Annotated in this window: 22 protein-coding genes and 2 tRNA genes; 20 read left to right on the top strand and 4 right to left on the bottom strand. The window is 23.0% G+C overall.

Annotated features, from left to right (window positions below; all coding sequences use genetic code 11):
* Positions 1-151 precede the first annotated feature (151 nt).
* The 14 genes from H0H48_RS03075 to H0H48_RS03010 all read left to right on the top strand — a co-directional run bounded on the left by H0H48_RS03075 (position 152) and on the right by H0H48_RS03010 (position 10,413).
* Positions 152-1,387: a mechanosensitive ion channel family protein gene (locus H0H48_RS03075; RefSeq protein WP_185871090.1), complete on the top strand. Its 1,236-nt coding sequence runs from the start codon at positions 152-154 to the stop codon at positions 1,385-1,387.
* A 12-nt stretch (positions 1,388-1,399) separates the two neighbouring features.
* A complete protein-coding gene (locus H0H48_RS03070) occupies positions 1,400-2,125 on the top strand; it encodes a pyridoxine 5'-phosphate synthase (RefSeq protein WP_185871089.1) in 726 nt (241 codons plus the stop codon).
* Positions 2,122-2,889: an alpha/beta fold hydrolase gene (locus tag H0H48_RS03065; RefSeq protein WP_185871088.1), complete on the top strand. Its 768-nt coding sequence runs from the start codon at positions 2,122-2,124 to the stop codon at positions 2,887-2,889. Before H0H48_RS03070 ends, H0H48_RS03065 begins: the two co-directional genes overlap by 4 nt.
* 32 nt (positions 2,890-2,921) lie before the next feature.
* On the top strand, positions 2,922-3,137 hold the full coding sequence (gene yidD / locus H0H48_RS03060; protein WP_185871087.1) for a membrane protein insertion efficiency factor YidD: 216 nt from the start codon (positions 2,922-2,924) through the stop codon (positions 3,135-3,137).
* A 34-nt stretch (positions 3,138-3,171) separates the two neighbouring features.
* Positions 3,172-4,044 carry a prolipoprotein diacylglyceryl transferase gene (gene lgt, locus H0H48_RS03055; RefSeq protein WP_185871388.1) on the top strand — a complete coding sequence of 291 codons (873 nt, stop codon included), beginning with the start codon at positions 3,172-3,174 and terminating at the stop codon, positions 4,042-4,044.
* Positions 4,041-4,565, top strand: a complete 525-nt coding sequence (locus tag H0H48_RS03050; protein WP_185871086.1) for a DUF192 domain-containing protein — start codon at positions 4,041-4,043, stop codon at positions 4,563-4,565. The genes lgt and H0H48_RS03050 overlap by 4 nt, the downstream gene beginning before the upstream one ends.
* 34 nt (positions 4,566-4,599) lie before the next feature.
* Positions 4,600-4,929, top strand: coding sequence for a HesB/IscA family protein (locus tag H0H48_RS03045; protein ID WP_185871085.1), 330 nt, complete (start codon positions 4,600-4,602; stop codon positions 4,927-4,929).
* Between the two features lie 6 nt (positions 4,930-4,935).
* Positions 4,936-6,378, top strand: a complete 1,443-nt coding sequence (gene sufB / locus H0H48_RS03040; RefSeq protein ID WP_185871084.1) for a Fe-S cluster assembly protein SufB — start codon at positions 4,936-4,938, stop codon at positions 6,376-6,378.
* 23 nt (positions 6,379-6,401) lie between these two features.
* Positions 6,402-7,160, top strand: a complete 759-nt coding sequence (gene sufC / locus H0H48_RS03035) for a Fe-S cluster assembly ATPase SufC (protein WP_185871083.1) — start codon at positions 6,402-6,404, stop codon at positions 7,158-7,160.
* A gap of 125 nt (positions 7,161-7,285) precedes the next feature.
* Complete coding sequence (gene sufD, locus H0H48_RS03030) at positions 7,286-8,500, top strand: Fe-S cluster assembly protein SufD (protein ID WP_238785321.1); 1,215 nt, start codon at positions 7,286-7,288, stop codon at positions 8,498-8,500.
* A 3-nt stretch (positions 8,501-8,503) separates the two neighbouring features.
* On the top strand, positions 8,504-9,730 hold the full coding sequence (locus tag H0H48_RS03025) for an aminotransferase class V-fold PLP-dependent enzyme (protein ID WP_185871081.1): 1,227 nt from the start codon (positions 8,504-8,506) through the stop codon (positions 9,728-9,730).
* 8 nt (positions 9,731-9,738) lie between these two features.
* On the top strand, positions 9,739-10,056 hold the full coding sequence (gene rplU, locus H0H48_RS03020; protein WP_185871080.1) for a 50S ribosomal protein L21: 318 nt from the start codon (positions 9,739-9,741) through the stop codon (positions 10,054-10,056).
* Positions 10,057-10,060: 4 nt separating this feature from the next.
* Positions 10,061-10,324 carry a 50S ribosomal protein L27 gene (gene rpmA / locus H0H48_RS03015; RefSeq protein WP_185850372.1) on the top strand — a complete coding sequence of 88 codons (264 nt, stop codon included), beginning with the start codon at positions 10,061-10,063 and terminating at the stop codon, positions 10,322-10,324.
* A gap of 15 nt (positions 10,325-10,339) precedes the next feature.
* Positions 10,340-10,413: transfer RNA gene (locus tag H0H48_RS03010), tRNA-Arg, on the top strand.
* A gap of 28 nt (positions 10,414-10,441) precedes the next feature.
* Here H0H48_RS03010 and H0H48_RS03005 read toward each other — a convergent pair.
* Positions 10,442-10,515 (bottom strand) — tRNA-Ile (locus tag H0H48_RS03005).
* A gap of 66 nt (positions 10,516-10,581) precedes the next feature.
* Between H0H48_RS03005 and H0H48_RS03000 the strand changes: the two genes are divergently transcribed.
* Together H0H48_RS03000 and H0H48_RS02995 are read left to right on the top strand one after the other, a co-directional pair.
* On the top strand, positions 10,582-10,884 hold the full coding sequence (locus tag H0H48_RS03000; protein ID WP_185871079.1) for a ribosome-binding factor A: 303 nt from the start codon (positions 10,582-10,584) through the stop codon (positions 10,882-10,884).
* 17 nt (positions 10,885-10,901) lie between these two features.
* Positions 10,902-12,152 carry an ABC transporter permease gene (locus tag H0H48_RS02995; protein ID WP_185871078.1) on the top strand — a complete coding sequence of 417 codons (1,251 nt, stop codon included), beginning with the start codon at positions 10,902-10,904 and terminating at the stop codon, positions 12,150-12,152.
* Positions 12,153-12,158: 6 nt separating this feature from the next.
* On the opposite strand, the gene H0H48_RS02990 is transcribed toward H0H48_RS02995, so the two are convergent.
* The gene (locus tag H0H48_RS02990) at positions 12,159-13,076 is read right to left on the bottom strand and encodes a ribonuclease Z (RefSeq protein WP_185871077.1); all 918 of its coding nucleotides are present in this window, start codon (positions 13,074-13,076) and stop codon (positions 12,159-12,161) included.
* 5 nt (positions 13,077-13,081) lie between these two features.
* Positions 13,082-13,882, bottom strand: coding sequence for a CPBP family intramembrane glutamic endopeptidase (locus H0H48_RS02985; RefSeq protein ID WP_185871076.1), 801 nt, complete (start codon positions 13,880-13,882; stop codon positions 13,082-13,084).
* A 149-nt stretch (positions 13,883-14,031) separates the two neighbouring features.
* Between H0H48_RS02985 and H0H48_RS02980 the strand changes: the two genes are divergently transcribed.
* Positions 14,032-15,204 carry a M14 family zinc carboxypeptidase gene (locus tag H0H48_RS02980; protein ID WP_185871075.1) on the top strand — a complete coding sequence of 391 codons (1,173 nt, stop codon included), beginning with the start codon at positions 14,032-14,034 and terminating at the stop codon, positions 15,202-15,204.
* Here the strand turns inward: H0H48_RS02980 and rpmH are convergent, their stop codons facing one another.
* Complete coding sequence (gene rpmH, locus H0H48_RS02975) at positions 15,205-15,354, bottom strand: 50S ribosomal protein L34 (protein WP_185850366.1); 150 nt, start codon at positions 15,352-15,354, stop codon at positions 15,205-15,207.
* Between the two features lie 265 nt (positions 15,355-15,619).
* Between rpmH and H0H48_RS02970 the strand changes: the two genes are divergently transcribed.
* The 3 genes from H0H48_RS02970 to sucD are packed head-to-tail and all read left to right on the top strand — an operon-like array spanning position 15,620 to position 18,421.
* Positions 15,620-16,945 carry a bifunctional UDP-3-O-[3-hydroxymyristoyl] N-acetylglucosamine deacetylase/3-hydroxyacyl-ACP dehydratase gene (locus H0H48_RS02970; RefSeq protein ID WP_185871074.1) on the top strand — a complete coding sequence of 442 codons (1,326 nt, stop codon included), beginning with the start codon at positions 15,620-15,622 and terminating at the stop codon, positions 16,943-16,945.
* Positions 16,942-17,505, top strand: coding sequence for an elongation factor P (locus H0H48_RS02965; protein WP_185871073.1), 564 nt, complete (start codon positions 16,942-16,944; stop codon positions 17,503-17,505). Before H0H48_RS02970 ends, H0H48_RS02965 begins: the two co-directional genes overlap by 4 nt.
* Before the next feature lie 28 nt (positions 17,506-17,533).
* Positions 17,534-18,421, top strand: coding sequence for a succinate--CoA ligase subunit alpha (sucD, locus tag H0H48_RS02960; protein WP_185871072.1), 888 nt, complete (start codon positions 17,534-17,536; stop codon positions 18,419-18,421).

Genomic DNA, 18,421 nt, shown 5'->3' with positions numbered 1-18,421 from the left:
AATTTTATTTTTTAAAAATTAAATCAAAATTTTTATCTTATTAGTCTTAATTAGTTATGAAAATTAATAAAGTAATAAAGTTATTGAAAACTGTGAATACAGTCAACTTACCAAAAGTATTATATTTAACAATATTATTTTTCTAATTAATATGAAAATGTTGTTTATTTTTCAAATTCAAGATATATATGAATTTACTCACAATTTAGATTTGAAAAAATGGGGAAGCATTTCTCTTATTATTATTAGCAAAATGTTATTTTTCTCAATTTTGATAATAATTTTAGAGTTTTTTTTTAATAGGAGTGTTCGTTTTATAGGTAGAAGAATCGTAAATTCTACTCATTTTGTTTGGGATAATATATTGTATGAAAATAAAGTATTTGATAGTTTAGCCCATTTTTTCCCATTATCTATTGGGTTTATTTTGATTGAACCTGTTTTCAAAAAGCATTATACAATAATTTTATATTTAGAAAGAATATTTGATATATTATTTGTTTTAATTGTACTACAATTTCTTATTAGAGTTATAAACTCTATTATAAGAATAGCTACTAGTGAAAATAATCATCAAACGATAGCTGTTAGATCATTTTCACAATTATTAAAAATAATATCTATAGTATTTTGTTGTTTAGTCATTATTGCAATTATTACAAAAAATGATATTATAACAGTTTTAACTAGTTTAGGGGCTATAACTGCTATTGTTATATTAGTTTTTCGGGATCCCATTTTAGGATTTGTATCAGGAGTACAAATAGCAACTACTAAAATGATTAAAGTAGGAGATTGGATAGGTGTTCCTAAATATAATATAGAAGGAATAGTCATTGAAATTAACTTAACTTCAGCAAAAATAGAAAATTTTGATAAAACTATAACAAGTGTTCCAACTTATGATTTAATTTCTACTGCTGTAACTAATTATCAGATTATGCGTCAGAAAAATATACGTAGAATTAAAAGATCTATATTATTTAATATACAATCCTTCTATTTTTGTAGCTCGGAAAAACTAGAAAAATTTCAACATGTTTATTTAATTAAGAATTATATTAAAAAAATACAAAAAGAAATAGAGAATATTAACAATATAAAAAATGTAGAAGATATAAATTTAAGAAAAAGATTAACTAATATTGGTTTATTTAGACAATATGCATTAGAGTATTTACATCAGCATCCTAAAATATCTCAATCAGAAACACTGATGGTAAGATATTTAGAACCAAATCATTATGGATTACCAATAGAATTGTATTGTTTTACAAATACTTCAGAATCTATAAAATACGAACAAATACAAGCAAGTGTTTTTGATCATTTATTAACTATAGCTAAGGAATTTAATTTGGAGATTACACAAGTAACTAAAAAATAGGTTCATTAAAAAATGGTAAAATTAAGTGTAAATATTAATAAGATTGCAACGTTAAGAAATTCAAGAGGAGGAAATATTCCTAATCTTTTGCAAGTTGCAATGGATATTCAAAAATTTGGGGGACAAGGTATAACAATACATCCAAGACCTGATGAAAGACATATTACATATAAAGATGTATATGATCTTGATAAAGTGATAGAAACAGAATTGAATATAGAAGGGAATCCTACTGAAAAATTTATGGAACTAGTTTTAGATGTAAAACCAAATCAGGTAACTTTAGTTCCTGATACAGATAACGATATTACATCTAATTGTGGGTGGAATACTTTTTTACACCAAAATTTCTTAACTAAGAAAATTAACAAGTTAAAAAGAGTAGGAATCAGAACTTCTATATTTTTAGATCCAATCCCAGAAATGGTTATATATGCAAAAAAAATAGGAGCAGATGGAATTGAATTATATACAGGAGATTATTCTATTGGATTTATGAATAATCAATTGAATTGTATTAATAATTATATTAAAACAGCGGAAATTGCTCGTATGAATCAACTATTTGTTAATGCAGGACATGATTTAAATTTAGATAATTTATCTTTTTTAATTAAAAGTATTCCATACATTATGGAAATATCTATAGGACATGCTTTAATTAGTGAATCACTATATCTAGGATTAGAAAATACAATACAAAGTTATCTTAAGAGAATAAAAAAAATATATAAATGATATTGCATTCTAAAATTTTTGGAAAAGGATTTCCTGTTTTAGTTCTTCATGGTTTATTTGGAAACGGAGATAATTGGAGTTTTTTTGCTAAAATTTTTTCAAAAAATTTTCAGATACACTTATTAGATGTTAGAAATCATGGAAATAGTTTTTATTCAAATAAAATGGATTATGATCTTATATCAGAAGATATTTTTAAATATATACATTATTACAAATTGCAAAATCCTATATTATTAGGTCATTCTATGGGAGGAAGATCTGTAATGAAATTTTCAATGAAATATCCTTTTATACCTAGAAAAATTATCATTGTAGATATAAGCCCTAATGCGTATAAGAATACAGAAAACGAAAATATAATTTTTGCATTGAAAAAAGTTAATTTTAATATTATTAAAACAAGAAGAGATCTTGTTTCATTTTTAAAAACATGGATTGTCCATTTAGAGACTAGATTATTTTTTTCTAAATGCACTTATAGAAAGGAAAATGGAAAGTTATCTTTTCGTTTTTTTTTACCTGGAATAGAAAAGAATTATAAATATTTAATTCAAAATGAAATAAAAGGTGGAGTATATAATGGACCAGCTCTTTTTTTAAGAGGAGAATATTCTAATTATCTTTTACCAAGAGAATATCCTATTATAAGAAAATTATTTCCAAAATCAGAATTTTTAACTATAGATAAATCAAATCATTGGGTACATATAGATAATCCAAAATCTTTTTATGAAAAAGTAGATTTATTTTTAAAGAATTAATTAATCATAGATTATCAAAATCAAAAATTATTATGAAAATCATAAATAACTTTTTTATACAACTTGTTAAGTTGTACCAATTATCCATATCTCCTTGGATAGGAAAAAATTGTAGGTATATTCCTACCTGTTCGGAATATATGATTTTCTGTCTAAAAAAATTTCATTTTTTCAAAGCTATTTTTTTTAGTATTAAACGAATTTTTCGATGTAATCCTTGGAACAAATCAGGTTATGATCCTATTTAAATTTAAAAAATAAATTCTATTGATAATGATAATAATGTTAGGATATATTAATTGGAATCCTATTCATAAATTTACTTTATGGAATAATTTTTCTATTCATGTTTATAGTTTAATGTTTATCCTATCTTTCATGATAGGATGGTGTATTATGAAATATATTTATCAAAAAGAGAATATAGATAAAAAATATTTAGATCCTTTATTCACTTATACTTTCTTAGGAACTTTTTTAGGAGCTAGATTAGGGCAAGTTTTATTTTATGACTTTTCATATTTTTCAGATCATTTAATAGAGATTTTTTTACCTATTAAAGAAAATAATCCGAATTTTTTGTTCGGTTTTATAAAAGGTTATGAATTTATTGGTTATAGAGGATTATCTAGTCATGGAGCTACTATAGGAATTATTGTTTCTAGTTTTTTTTATGCTAGAAGAATACTTAAAAAATCTTTTATCTGGTTATGTGATAGGCTTTGTATAGCTGTATCACTATCTGCTATTTTTATACGAATTGGTAATTTTTTTAATTCTGAAATAGTAGGTAAACCTTGTAATGAAAAATTACCTTGGGCTGTCAAATTTATAAAAATGGATAAAAATTACGGAGAAATAATTCCAAGGCATCCTACACAAATTTACGAATCTATTAGTTATTTTATGATTTTTTTATTACTTTATTTTTTATATATAAATAAAAGAAATAAAATGAATAAAGGATTTTTATCAGGGATTTTTTTTATTTGTTTGTGGTCTGTTCGTTTTTTATTAGAATTTATGAAGGAGCCACAAGGTGATGAATTTTTTAGTTTTTTATTCTTTAACACTGGACAATGTCTTAGTATTCCTTTTATTATTTTTGGGGTAATACTTCTTATTAAGGATAATAAAATGATTTTTTCATCATGAGTAGAGTGTATACTTTATTACCAGCAATTATTTTATTTATTTTAATATTTTCTTCTGAAAATATCTATTATAATAATGATAATTTTTTTTCAGATATTGGAAATTCACTAAATGTAGAATTTATTAGAGATGGAGATTTATATTTTATAGATAGAAATTCTGTTATAAAGAAAATAGAAATAGAAATAGCTAAAAAAGATTCTGAAAAAATAAATGGATTAAAATTTAGATCTTCTATTAAAGAAGATACAGGGATGTTATTTTTATTAAGAGATCAGGAAGAATATAAAATAATAAATATTAAAGGTGTTAGAAAATTTTTAGATATTATTTATATTGATGAATATAATACTATTATCTTTATAGATAAGAATGTTAATCCTATAAAAGAAATGGAAATTCCGGATTTATATCCTTCAATAGTAAAATATGTTTTAGAAATTAACGCTGGAATGGCAGAAAAATGGAAAATAAAAGAAGGATTTAGGGTAAACTATTTCTTAGATAAGAAGAATATTTAATCTAGTTAGATCGAATTTTTAAATTACAAATATCATGGTTTTTATATCTGAAAAAGCTGAAAAAAAACTTCTTTCTATCATGAAAGAAGAAGGGTTATCTCAAGATATTTCTTTTATTAGATTTGGAGTTAAAAATGGAGGATGTTCTGGGGTTTCTTATGAACTCTCTTTTGATAAAGAAAAGAAAAAAGAAGATAAATTTTTTCAACAAGAAAAAATAAAAATTTTAATAGATAAAAATAGTTTTCCGTATTTAGAAGGAATTACCTTAGAATACTCAGATGGATTAAATGGGAAAGGTTTTTATTTTAAAAATCCTAAAGCTAAACATACCTGTGGTTGCGGAAAAAGTTTTTCGTTATAAATAAACATGAAAAAAAATAACGATATACTCGATATATTTAGTAATTCTGAATATAAATATGGTTTTTATACTTCTATAGAATCTGAGAAAATTCCAGTAGGGTTAAATGAAGAAGTTATTCATAAAATAACAGAAAAAAAAGATGAACCTAAATGGATGTTAAACTGGAGGCTAGAGTCATTTAAGATATGGAAAAAAATGAAACCTCCAAAATGGGCAAATATAAAGTATAAAATACCAGATTTTCAGGGAATAAGTTATTATTCCTCTATTAAAAAAAAGATAGATTTTAATAATATAGAAAATATTGATCCAGAATTAATAGAAACATTTAAAAAATTAGGAATTACTATCCCTAGTAAAGGGGACATTTCTAGCATAGCAACAGATATTGTATTAGATTCTGTTTCTTTGACTACTACTTTTCAAGAAAAATTAGAAGAAAAAGGTATTATATTCTGTTCTATTAGTGAAGCATTAAAAAAGTGTCCAGATATAATTAAAAAATATTTAGGAACCGTTGTTTCAAAGGAAGATAATTTTTATTCTGCTCTTAATTCCGCAGTATTTTCTGATGGATCCTTTTGTTATATTCCAAAAGGGGTACGTTGTCCCATGGAACTATCAACGTATTTTCGCATTAATGAAGATAAAACTGGGCAATTTGAAAGAACTTTAATTATTGCAGATGAGGGGTCTTATCTTAGTTATTTAGAAGGATGTACTGCTCCTCAAAGAAAAGAAAATCAATTACATGCAGCAGTAGTAGAAATTATAGCACTAAAAAATTCAGAAGTAAAATACTCTACTGTACAGAATTGGTATCCTGGAAGTAAAAGTGGAGAGGGTGGGATATTTAACTTTGTTACGAAGCGTGGATTGTGTGAAGATTATGCTAAAATATCTTGGATACAAGTAGAAACAGGTTCTTCAATTACTTGGAAATATCCTTCTTGTATTTTGAAAGGTGACTTTTCTGTAGGTGAATTTTATTCTTTAGCTATGACTAAGGATTTTCAACAAGCAGACACTGGGACAAAAATGATACATATAGGAAAAAATAGTAAAAGTATTATTATATCAAAAGGAATTTCATCTGGAAATGCACAAAACAATTATAGAGGATTGGTTAAAATAACAAATACAGCAATTAATTCAAGAAATTTTTCACAATGTGATTCATTATTAATAGGAGACTATTGTGGTGCACATACTTTTCCATATATACATGTGTATAATACAAATTCTCAAATAGAACATGAAGCTACTACCTCAAAAATAGGAGAAGATCAAATTTTTTATTGTAATCAAAGAGGGATTGACACAGATAAAGCGATTTCTTTAATAGTCAATGGATTTAGTAATGAAATTATAAAAAAGCTTCCTATGGAATTTGCTGTAGAAGCACAAAAATTGTTAGAAATCTCTTTAGAAGGGTCTGTTGGATAATATTGATAATAAAACAATAAAATATGTTGATTATAAAAAATTTACATGTTTCTATAGGAGAAAAAAAAGTTATTAAAGGAATTAATTTGAATATTTCTCCTGGAGAAATTCATGTTATTATGGGACCTAATGGTTCTGGTAAAAGTACTCTTGCTTCTGTTATTGCTGGAAAAAAAGAATATAAAATTATTGAAGGAAATATTTATTTTTTAAATAAAACTTTAACAAAGTTTTCTCCAGAAAAACGTGCTCATTTAGGAATATTTCTTTCCTTCCAAAATCCTATAGAAATACAAGGAATGCCTATTATTAATTTTATGAAAACATCTATTAATGCTATTAGAAAAGCAAGAGGAAAGGAAAATATGCCTGTTAAAGAAATGATTAAAAAAATTAAAGAAAAATCTTATTTTTTGAATTTAGAAAAAGATTTTATTTATCGTTCTTTAAATGATGGATTTTCAGGTGGAGAAAAAAAACGTAATGAAATATTTCAAATGATGATGTTAAACCCATTATTTTCTATTTTGGATGAAGTCGATTCAGGTTTAGATATAGATGCTATACGGATAGTATCCAAAGTAATTGATTATTTTAAAGAAAAAAATCATTCTATTTTGGTTATAACTCATTATAAGAGATTATTAGATAATATTAATTCAAATTACATCATGCATATTTTATATGATGGAAAGATTATTCAATCTGGAAATCGTGAATTAGCTGAAAAATTGGAAAAAGAAGGGTATGATTGGATAAAAAAATTAACTAGAGTTAAATAATATATTATTAACAACTAATACTATCCACAATTTAAAATTTAATGCAATTAAAAGAGAAAATAATTTTTTTATTAAAAAATTTTTCCTACGAAAAGAATAAGAAAAAGAATTCGTATATCTATTCTTTGCAAGAAAAGGATATTTATTTTTTCAAAAAAAAAGGATTTGATAGTTTATACAAAGAAAAAGAATGTAGCTATATACATACAATTCTTAATCAAGAATATGATTTTATATCAAAAAGAAAAATAGAAAATTCAGAAGAATATAAAAAAATAAAAGAAAAAATCCCATTGAAAAGCGATAATTCTTTTTTCTGCGTTTTTGTAGATGGAATTCCAATAATTTTTTCCAAAAATAATAATGATATTATATTTTCAAATATTTGTTACCAAAAGGAAAGTTTAATTAAAGATTTTTATGGAAAATTATCATATAATAAAAAATATGATGTTTTTAATACCATTAATAACATTTTTTCAGAAGGAGCCTTTATTTATATTCCAAATAATATTTTATTAAAAAAACCTATAGAAATAGTATATGTTACTACAGGTATAGTGCAAAAATTAATGATTAATATTAGAAATTTAATTGTAGTAGGTAAAGGTTCATCTGTTAAAATTATTGAATATCATAAATATTTGAAAAAAAACTCATCATTGATAAATATTGTTAATGAAATTTATGCATTAGATAATAGTAATATTGACTATTATAAAATACAAGATAAGTTAAAAGATTCATTTGTCATAGATAATACTTTTTTTAAACAAAAGAAAAATAGTAAATGTTCTATCTATACTTTTTCTTTTCAAGGAAAAATTATTAGAAACAATTTAAAATTTTATTCTCATGGAGAAAATGCGTATTCTTATTTATATGGAGTTTCTCTTTTATCAGAAAAACAAATTATTGATAATAATACTTATATAGACCATTTATATTCAAATTCTTATAGTTATCAATTATATAAAAAAATTTTATGGGGAGAATCTCAAGGAATATTTAATGGAAAAATATTTATTAATAAATTTTTAAAAGGAATAAATGCATTTCAAAAAAATAATAATATATTACTTTCTAATAAATCATATATTTATGCAAGACCTCAGTTAGAAATTTATTCTGAGAATGTAAAATGTTCACACGGTTGTACAATAGGTAATATTCAAGAATCTGAATTATTTTATCTTCAATCAAGAGGAATTCCTGAAAAAGAAGCAAATATTTTATTATTATTGTCCTTTTTAGAAGAAATATTAAAATCTGTTGATATTTATATAAAAAAAATAATCTATGATAAAATAAAGAAAAAACTAGATAAATTAAATCTATGATATATGTTATTAGAAGAAGACATTTTAGAAATAAGAAAAAAATTTCCAATTCTAAATGAGAAAGTATATTCTCATCCTTTAGTTTATATAGATAATGCGGCAACTACTCAAAAACCATTACAGGTAATTAAAGCTATTAAAAAATATTATTATTCGATAAATTCTAATGTTCACAGAGGTATTCATTTTTTAAGTCAAAAAGCCACTTATCAAGTTGAAAATGTAAGAAATAAAATACAGAAGTTTATTCATGCTAATGAATCTTCAGAAATTATTTTTACAAAAGGAACCACAGAATCTATTAATTTAGTAGCTTCATGTATTAGTTTTTTTCTTAAAAAAGGAGATGAAATCATTATTTCTCATATGGAACATCATTCCAATATTGTTCCATGGCAAATTATATCTGAAAAGATAGGTCTTACTTTAAAAGTAATATCTATTTATGAAAATGGATTGTTGAATTTAGAAAATTTTAAATCTCTAATTTCAGAGAAAACTAAATTAGTTTCTATAAGCCATATATCCAACGTTTTAGGAATAATTAATCCAATTAAATGGATTATAAATTTATCTCACAAATATGGATCTTTAGTTTTAATAGATGGAGCGCAAGCTATTTCAAATTTTGATATAAATATGCAAGATTTAAATGTCGATTTTTACGTTTTTTCTGCGCACAAAATGTATGGACCAACTGGAATTGGTGTATTATACGGGAAAAAAAAAATATTAGAAACTTTTCCTCCTTATCAATTTGGTGGAGAAATGATTGAAAATGTAAGTTTTAAAAAAACGACTTATTCAAAGTTACCATTTAAATTTGAAGCAGGAACACCCAATATAGAAGGAATTATTGTGTGGGGTGCTGCTATAGATTTTGTGACAGAAATAGGGGTATCAAATATTCAATATTATAAAGAAAAATTAGTAAAATATGCTATAAAACGTTTAGGATCTATAAACGGAATAAAATTATATGGAGATAATACTAAAAATTCTGGTATTATTTCTTTTAATTTGAATAGTTTTCATCCTTTTGATGTAGGAAGTATTTTAGACCGTTTAGGTATTGCTGTTCGTACAGGTCATTTATGTGCTCAACCATTAATGAATTTTTTTGGAGTTACGGGAATGGTTCGTGCTAGTTTTTCTATTTACAATACTTTTGAAGAAATAGATTATTTATTTGAATCTATTTTAAAAACCATAAATATTATTAATAAATAAATATTAAAATGAATTATGCTATCGTTAATATACAAGGAAAACAATTTAAACTTTTTGAAAAAAAATATTCTTATGTTCCTAAAATTATTGTAGAAGAAGGAAAAAAGATTATCTTAAATAAAGTTTTATTTTTTTCTTCAGAAAAAGAATCATATTTAGGGACACCTTTTTTAAACAATATTATTATAGAAGTAGAAATATTACAACATTTAAAAGGAAAAAAAATTATTGTTTTTAAAAAAAAAAGAAGGAAAGGGTATAAAGTAAAAAAAGGTGTCAGACCTCATTTTACGAAAATAAAAGTAATTTCATTTATTAAAAAATAAAAAAATGGCTCACAAAAAAGGTTCAGGAAGTTCTAGAAATGGAAGAGATTCAATAGGTAGAAGATTAGGTGTTAAAATATATGGAAATCAGTATGCTAGTTCAGGAAATATAATAATTCGTCAAAGGGGGACTAAACACCATCCTGGTATAAATGTGGGAATAGGGAAAGATCATACTATATATGCAATAAAATCTGGTTATGTTCGTTTTAAGAAAGTAAAAAACAATAGATCTATTGTTTCTATTGTTTTAAATGAAAATCAATAAAAAATAAATGATAATGACTGGGTAGTTCAATAGGAAAGAACAACAGTTTCCTAAACTGTAAGTTGTGGGTTCGAATCCCTCCCCGGTTACAATGGTTACAATAAATATAAAATAAAATGGTCCCAGCTGGACTTGAACCAGCGACTCCCTGATTATGAGTCAGGTGCTCTAACCAACTGAGCTATGGGACCTAAATAAATGCAATTTAATAACATTATTATTCCTATTAAAAATTTTTATCAATTTTTTTCAATTTTATGAAAGAAATTAAAAATGAAAAATTATCTTCAATTTTATTTATAGAAATAGCAGAAATTCTTTCTGAAGAAATTCGTTATATAAAAAAAAATTTTTTAGTTACTTTAATCAAAGTAAAGATAACTTCTAATATGAATTTAATAAAAGCATATGTAAATATTTATCCTTTTATAGATAAAGAAATTATTTGTTACATACGTTCAAAATCTCTATTTTATAGAAAATTACTTTCTAAAAGACTTAGGTATCGTATAAAGAAAATACCAAAATTAGATTTTTATATTATTGATAATAACTACTAATCAAATCAAAAATCATATTGAATATAATATATTTTAACATAGCTATACGTTATCTTTTTTCCAAAAAAAGAATCAATATTGTAAATATTATTGTGGTATTATCTATTATTTCTTTTAGTATTTCTACATTTTCTTTATCTATAATTTTATTTATTTTTTCTGGTTTAGAAAATTTAAGTAAAAATTTCTTTTATAAAAATTATCCTGATATTAGTATTTCTTTTTTTGATGAAAAAAAATTATTTACAGATGATTTAATGACAAAAATTAAATTAAAATCTATAAAAGGAATAGAGAAATTTTCTAGATCTATGAAAATAAATATCATATTAGAAGACGATAATAAAAAAAAACATTTTCTTTATTTGAAAGGTATAGATCCACAATATGAAAATGTGGTAAAAAATTTTAAAAAAGTAGATCTAATAAATTTTAATAAAAATTTTAAAGAAAAAAATTATTTTCCAATATATATTGGGTTAACTTCAATGTCTCATTTTTTTCAGGGGTTACCATTATTATATGATAATTATAATAATAAAAAAATAAATAATAGTAGTGATATTTTATTTATGGAATTACCTTCTATGAAATTAATTTTTTTATTATATAAAAATGGAAAACATTTTTTTATACAAAAAAAAATATTTATAAAAGGATTATTTCATTTTGGTAAAATGAATGATTCAGGACATATATTTTGTGATATACTTGAAATACAAAATTTAATGAAAAATAAATGTTTTCAAACAATAGATATAAAAGTTAATAATAATGTTAATGTAACTAAAGTAAAGAAAAATTTAAAGGATAAATTAGGGAAAGAATTTAATATAAAATCAAGAGAAGATCAAGAAGAATCTTTTCATAAAATTGTAAAAACAGAGAAAATATTTATCTATTTTTTATTTAGTTTAATATCTTTGATTACTGCATTTAATTTATACAGTGCTATTTTTATACTTCAATTAGATAAAAAAGAACAAATTTTTTTATTATGGAGTTTTGGATATTCTAAAATAAATAAAATTTTTTTACATACAGGATTTATAATTACAGTTTTTGGTTGGTTTATTGGAATATTATTATCCTTATTTGTATCTATCTTACAGAATACATATAAAATATTTAAAATATCAGAAAATATTATTTTTCCGATAAAATTAACATCTGGAAATTTATTTTTAGTTACGTCTACTATTTTAACAATAGGAATCATTATATCTTTCCTTTCTTCAGAAAGGACGACCTATATTTTACGAAATTGATTTTTGTTATAAATAATATGTTTTTAAAGCTTCAGAAGCTTCTACATTAAAAAATACTTTTTTTGCTTCTTCCTCAAAGGATTTTATATTAGGAAATCTATTAGAATAATGTCCTAATAATAATTTTTTTACTTTAGCTTTTTTAGCTATATAAGCAGCTTGGTCTGCTGTAGAATGACCAGTATGAATAGCTCTATTTTCTTCTATTTTTAAAAAAGTAGATTCATGATATAATAAATCTACAGATTTTATCTGTTCTACTATAGGTAAATGAAATGAAGTATCTGAACAATAAGCATACGATAATATTTTAGGAGGATCAAATGTTAATTGATTATTGGGAATAATCTTTCCATCATTAGTTTTAAAATCCTGGCCTAATTTTAAATCTTTATAATTAAAAATTTGTATATCAGGTATCTTTTTAATTTCTTCTATATTTAATTTCCTCTTGCTAAGTTTTTCTTTAAAAAGAAATCCATTAGTATATATTCTATGTTTTAGAGGAATTGAAAAAACCTGTAAATTTTTATTTTCCATTATTTTTTCTAATTTATTTGATATTAATTCTACATATTTTATAGAATATTTAAGTCTTGTGTAGGACCATTTAAAATGAATGTTAATGATTTCTTTTAACCCTCTGGGTGCATAAATATTTATAGATTTTTCTCTTCCTAATAAATGAAATGTTGATAATAATCCTATTAATCCAAAATAATGATCACCATGTAAATGAGATATAAATATATCTGTAATTTTATTCAATTTTATTTTTGCTTTTCTTAATTGAACTTGTGTTCCTTCTCCACAATCGATAAGAAAATAATTACCTTTCATTTCTAGTATTTGAGATGTCGGATTAAATTTTTTTGTAGGAATTGAAGAATGACAACCTAAAATAGTCAATGAAGATTTTTTCATTATTTCTAATGATTATTTTGATTTTTTTTTTTTAAAAGAAAAATAAAACCAATGGTTACGATAAAAAAAGATATAATTAAAGTTTTCCATGAATTAACCTCTCTTTTTTGAGAAAAAATTTGTTCTTCTTTCATGAGAAAGAACATTGTAAATAGAGCAATAGCATTGTTGAACATGTGCAATAAAATACAATCTATAATAGATGATGTTATAAAATAAACAAATCCTATAAAGCTTCCAACAAAAATACCTCCAACAAATTGCCATGGATTCATATGAGTTAATCCAAATAAAAAAGAAGAAAATAAAATAGCTTTTATTGGATGTATTTTATTTTTTAACATTCCATTTAAAATTATCCCTCTAAATAGAAATTCTTCACATATAGGAGCTAGTAATACTGTTGTTGAAAAAAATGGAATTGGATTTTTAATTTCTTCTCTCAAAAAATTATCAATTTCTTTATACATTCTTCCTAAAAGAGGTCCTTTTTTTGGAACTAAAGAAGAAATAGATTCATTGATAGTCATTATACATAACATCATAAAAAATATTATAATATATATATACCATGGAGAAAGTTTCATAGAAATATCTATGATAATATTTTTCTTTTGAAATTGATAGGAAATAAATGAAAATAATAAAATAAAAGGGATAACATATGATATTGAAAAAATCATACTATCTGGTAAATTGATAAATGTCAATAGTTTTTTTAAAACTACATTGAAAAAATTTAAAGCAACAAATCCTATTATTATTAGGATAGATTCAATGTAATTTATTTTAAAATAGCTCTTCATAAATATTCAACTTTGTTATCTGTACGCAGATAAATATTTCATTGTAAATACATATTTTTTCTGAAAACTTTTCTTTATAGGAAAATTTTATCTATTTTGTTGAAATATGAAACAATCTTTCAAATTGTATTTTTTATTATTTATAATATATGTTTTTTTTTGATATAATATCTTTATTTCGTAATTATGATTCTTTGTTTAAAGATAATAGAATCAATTCTTCTAGAATTTTTAGATATGATAAATTGTTAGAATTGCTTAAAAATTATGATAATTTATATTCACAAATTGGTTTTTCTATTGAAAAAAGAAAAATTTTTAAAATAAAATGGGGAAAAGGGGATATAAAAATTTTTGTATGGTCACAAATGCATGGAAATGAAACAACAGGAACTAAGTCTATGTTTGATCTACTTCATTTTTTTTCGGAAGAAGAAAATAATGAATTAGTTAAGTTTTTAAAAAAAAATTTAACTATTTCATTTATTCCAATGTTAAACCCAGATGGTTCAGAGAAGTTTCAAAGAAGAAATGCTATAAATATTGATTTAAATAGAGATGCTATATCTCTAGAATCTCCAGAAATAAAAATATTATTCAATGAAATAAAAAAAGATAAACCACATATTTTATTTAATCTGCATGATCAGAGAATTATTTATAATGTAGGAAATTCATCTTTTAATCCAGCTATTTTATCTTTTCTTTCACCTTCTATTATAGAAGAGAATATTATTTCTATTTCTAAAAATAGAAAAATATCTATGGGACTTATCTATCTTATAGTCAATAAAATTAAGGATATTTTACCAAATATTGGATCTATAGGTAGATTTTCTGATGTTCCATATCCTACAGCCACTGGAGATCAGTTACAAAAGTTAGGATATCCTTGTATTCTTGTGGAAGCTGGGAATTTACCAAAAGATTTCCACAAAAAAATGATTAGAAAATATAATACTTTATCTATTCTTTCTGGATTTTATTATGCTGTTAAAAAAAAATCTATTATTATAGAAAATTATAAATCTTATTTTTCTATTCCAGAAAATAAAGAAAATTTATTAAAAAAAATATATAGAGGAATTAAAATTCAAAAAAAGAAAGATAAATTTACAGTAGATATAGGTTTGATGGATATAAACGAAGAAAAATTTAATAAAGAAAAAATAAACCCTATACTAAAAATAGTTGATATAGGAGATTTATCTTTTTATTTTGCTTATGAAGAGCCAATTAGTATTGGAAAAAAATTTTATGGTAAAAAAAATCAATTTCCAGAAATTGGAAATATAGAATATTTAGACTTTAATATTTTATAATTACTTCTTATAATTAGAAACAGATAATTTTTTTCTTCCTTTTTTTCTTCTTCTAGATATAATTATACGACCTGTTTTTGTACTCATTCGTTTCATAAATCCATGGATATTCACTTTTTTTCTTTTAGAAGGTTGATAGGTTCTTTTCATAAAAACTTAGAAATTTAAATTTAATTAGAATCATCATATATATATGCTATTTTCTTTTTAAGAAAACATTTTTTTTTATAGAAAAAAAAAGATAATATCAAAATACCAATAATAAATCCTGTTAAAAATAAAATAATACGTCTTATCATATTAGAACAAATTACATAAAGTTTTTATATTTTTCTAATATTTTTTATTAATCTGTTTATTTTGAATAGCATGTAATTGTTTTTCGTAAAAAAACAAATAAAACAATAAATATATTATGCTTGAAAAGCAAAAAACTATTGCAGAAAAAATTTCTTTACAAGGATTTGGATTATATACTGAAAAACAAATAACCATAACCTTTAAACCAGCTCCGGAAGATACAGGATTCATTTTTATTAGAACAGATATAAAAGAAAAAATTTGTATAAAGGCAGATTTTTCTTCTTTACTAAAAGAAAAAATAGATAAAGGAATTATCTTAGAAAAAAATGGATTGAAAATATATGCTATTGAACATGTCTTATCTGCCCTTACTGGAATGGATTTAGATAATGTAATCATAGAATTAGATAATAGAGAACCCCCGGTATTAGATGGTTCTTCTAAATTTTTTGTAGAAGCTGTTGAAAAAGCAGGAATTATAGAACAAAATGCAATAAGGAAATATTATACTATAAAAGATAGTATTTATTACGAGAATAAAAAAACAGGAGGAGAAATTATTGCTCTACCTTATAATAATTTTGAAATCATGATTGTTATTGATTCAAAATTTTTTGTACAAAATGCTATCTTAAAAAATTTAAACCAATTCAAAAAAAAAATAGCAAATTCAAATAATTTTTGTTTTCTTTTCAAAGAAAAAACTAAAGGAACAATAAATTCTTTTTCTAAAGAAGATAAAAAAATGAAAATTATTGAAAATAAGATGAGATCTTCTTTTATTTCTATCTTTTCTAGCAATGGGAATAATGATGTAGCAAAACATATTTTATTAGATTCTATAGGATTTTTATCTTTAATAAGATTTAGATTAAAAGGAAAATTTATTTTTTATAATCCAGATAATTATATTTTTTTGCAATTACTAAATAATTTAACAAATCAAATTAATAAAGAAGACAAGAAAAAATATATACCAGAGTTTAATTTGGAAAAAAAACCTGTTCTTGATATAAAAAATATTATGAAGATTTTACCTCATAAACCTCCATTTTTATTAGTAGATAAAATTATAGATTTAAAAAATGACTATATAATAGGTGTTAAAAATGTGACCATGAATGAATCTTTTTTTACAGGACATTTTCCTAATGAACCAATAATGCCAGGTGTATTGCAAATAGAAGCTATCGCTCAAGTTGGAGGAATTCTTATATTAAATAGATTTAAAAATCCAGAATTATATTCTACATATTTTCTTAAAATAGATAATGTTAAATTCAAACATAAAATAATTCCAGGCGATATTATTATTTTTAAAGTTCATTTATTAAAATCTTTAAAAAGGGGTATTGTTCATATGAAAGGAGAAGGTTTTGTTAACAAAAAACTTGTAGTTGAAGCAGAGGTTTTAGCAAAAATAGTGAAGAAGAAATGAATAGTATTAAAAAAGGAATTTATATTCAATGGAATAAAGATATTTACAAAGTAATAGATTTTCTTCATGTAAAACCAGGAAAAGGATTTGCATTTATAAAAACTAAACTAAAGAATGTTATTACAGGAAATATTTTGGAATATAATTTTTCATCAAGGCATAAAATTAAAATAGCTGAAATATACTTTTCTTTTTATAAATACCTATATAAGGAAAAATATTTTTTCTATTTTATGAATGAAACAACCTATAATCAAATACAAATAGAAAAAAAATTGATAAAAAATACTGAATTTCTAAAAGAAGGTATAAGAGTTAGTTTATTTTTTCACATAAAAGATAATGGGGAAAAAAGTTTTCTATTTTTAAAAATGCCAACTACAATTATTCTTAAAGTAAAATATACAGAATCTGTAAAAAGAAGTGATACTATTAATAATAGTAATAAAATTGCTGTATTAGAAACAGGATCTAAATTGTTAGTCCCTTCTTTTGTTAACATAGGTGACCTTTTAAAAATTAATATAGAAAATAAATCTTATATAGAAAGAATAAAATAAATTCTAGTAATTGAAAAAATTAAATTTCATGAGCATTTTAATAAATAAAAAAAATAAAGTTATTGTACAAGGACTTACTGGAAAAGAAGGGTTATTTCATACTGAACAAATGATTAGTTATGGAACTACCATAGTTGGAGGAGTAACTCCAGGAAAAGGAGGAACTTCTTCTTTAAATATTCCTATATTTAATACTGTAGAAGAAGCTATAAACAATACAGGAGCAGATGTAAGTGTTATTTTTGTTCCTTCTGCTTTTGCTTCAGATGCTATTCTTGAATCTATATATGCAAATATTAAATTAATTGTCTGTATTACAGAGGGTATTCCAGTTTCTGATATGGTAATAGTTAAAGAATTTTTAAAAAAAGAAAAAAAGTCAACATTAATTGGTCCAAATTGTCCTGGAATTATTTCTCCTAAAGAATCAAAAGTAGGAATTATGCCTAATTCTATTTTTAATAGAAAAGGAAAAATTGGAATAATCTCTAGATCTGGAACTCTTACTTATGAAGCAGCAGATCAAATTGTAAAATTTGGTTATGGAATTTCTACCGCTGTAGGAATTGGTGGAGATACCATCATTGGTATGAATATTAAAGATATTATGAATCTATTTTTAGAAGATATTGAAACAAAATGTATTATAATGATAGGAGAAATAGGAGGAAAATTAGAAATTGAGGCAGCTGAATGGATAAAAATGAAAAAAAATAAAAAAAAACCTATTATAGGTTTTATAGCAGGTACAACTGCTCCTAAAGGAAAAACTATGGGACATGCTGGAGCTATTGTAGAAAAAAAGATAGAAACAGCACAAGCAAAAATGGATATATTAAAGAAAAATGGAATACATGTCGTTCAATCTCCAGAGGATATAGGAATAACAGTTCATGAATTATTGGGATCTATATGA

Origin of the sequence: Blattabacterium cuenoti, assembly GCF_014252055.1 — a bacterium.
Taxonomy (GTDB): Bacteria; Bacteroidota; Bacteroidia; order Flavobacteriales; family Blattabacteriaceae; genus Blattabacterium; species Blattabacterium cuenoti_D.
Note: the sequence above shows the minus strand (reverse complement) of the source record. Positions and strands in the feature narration are given on the sequence as shown.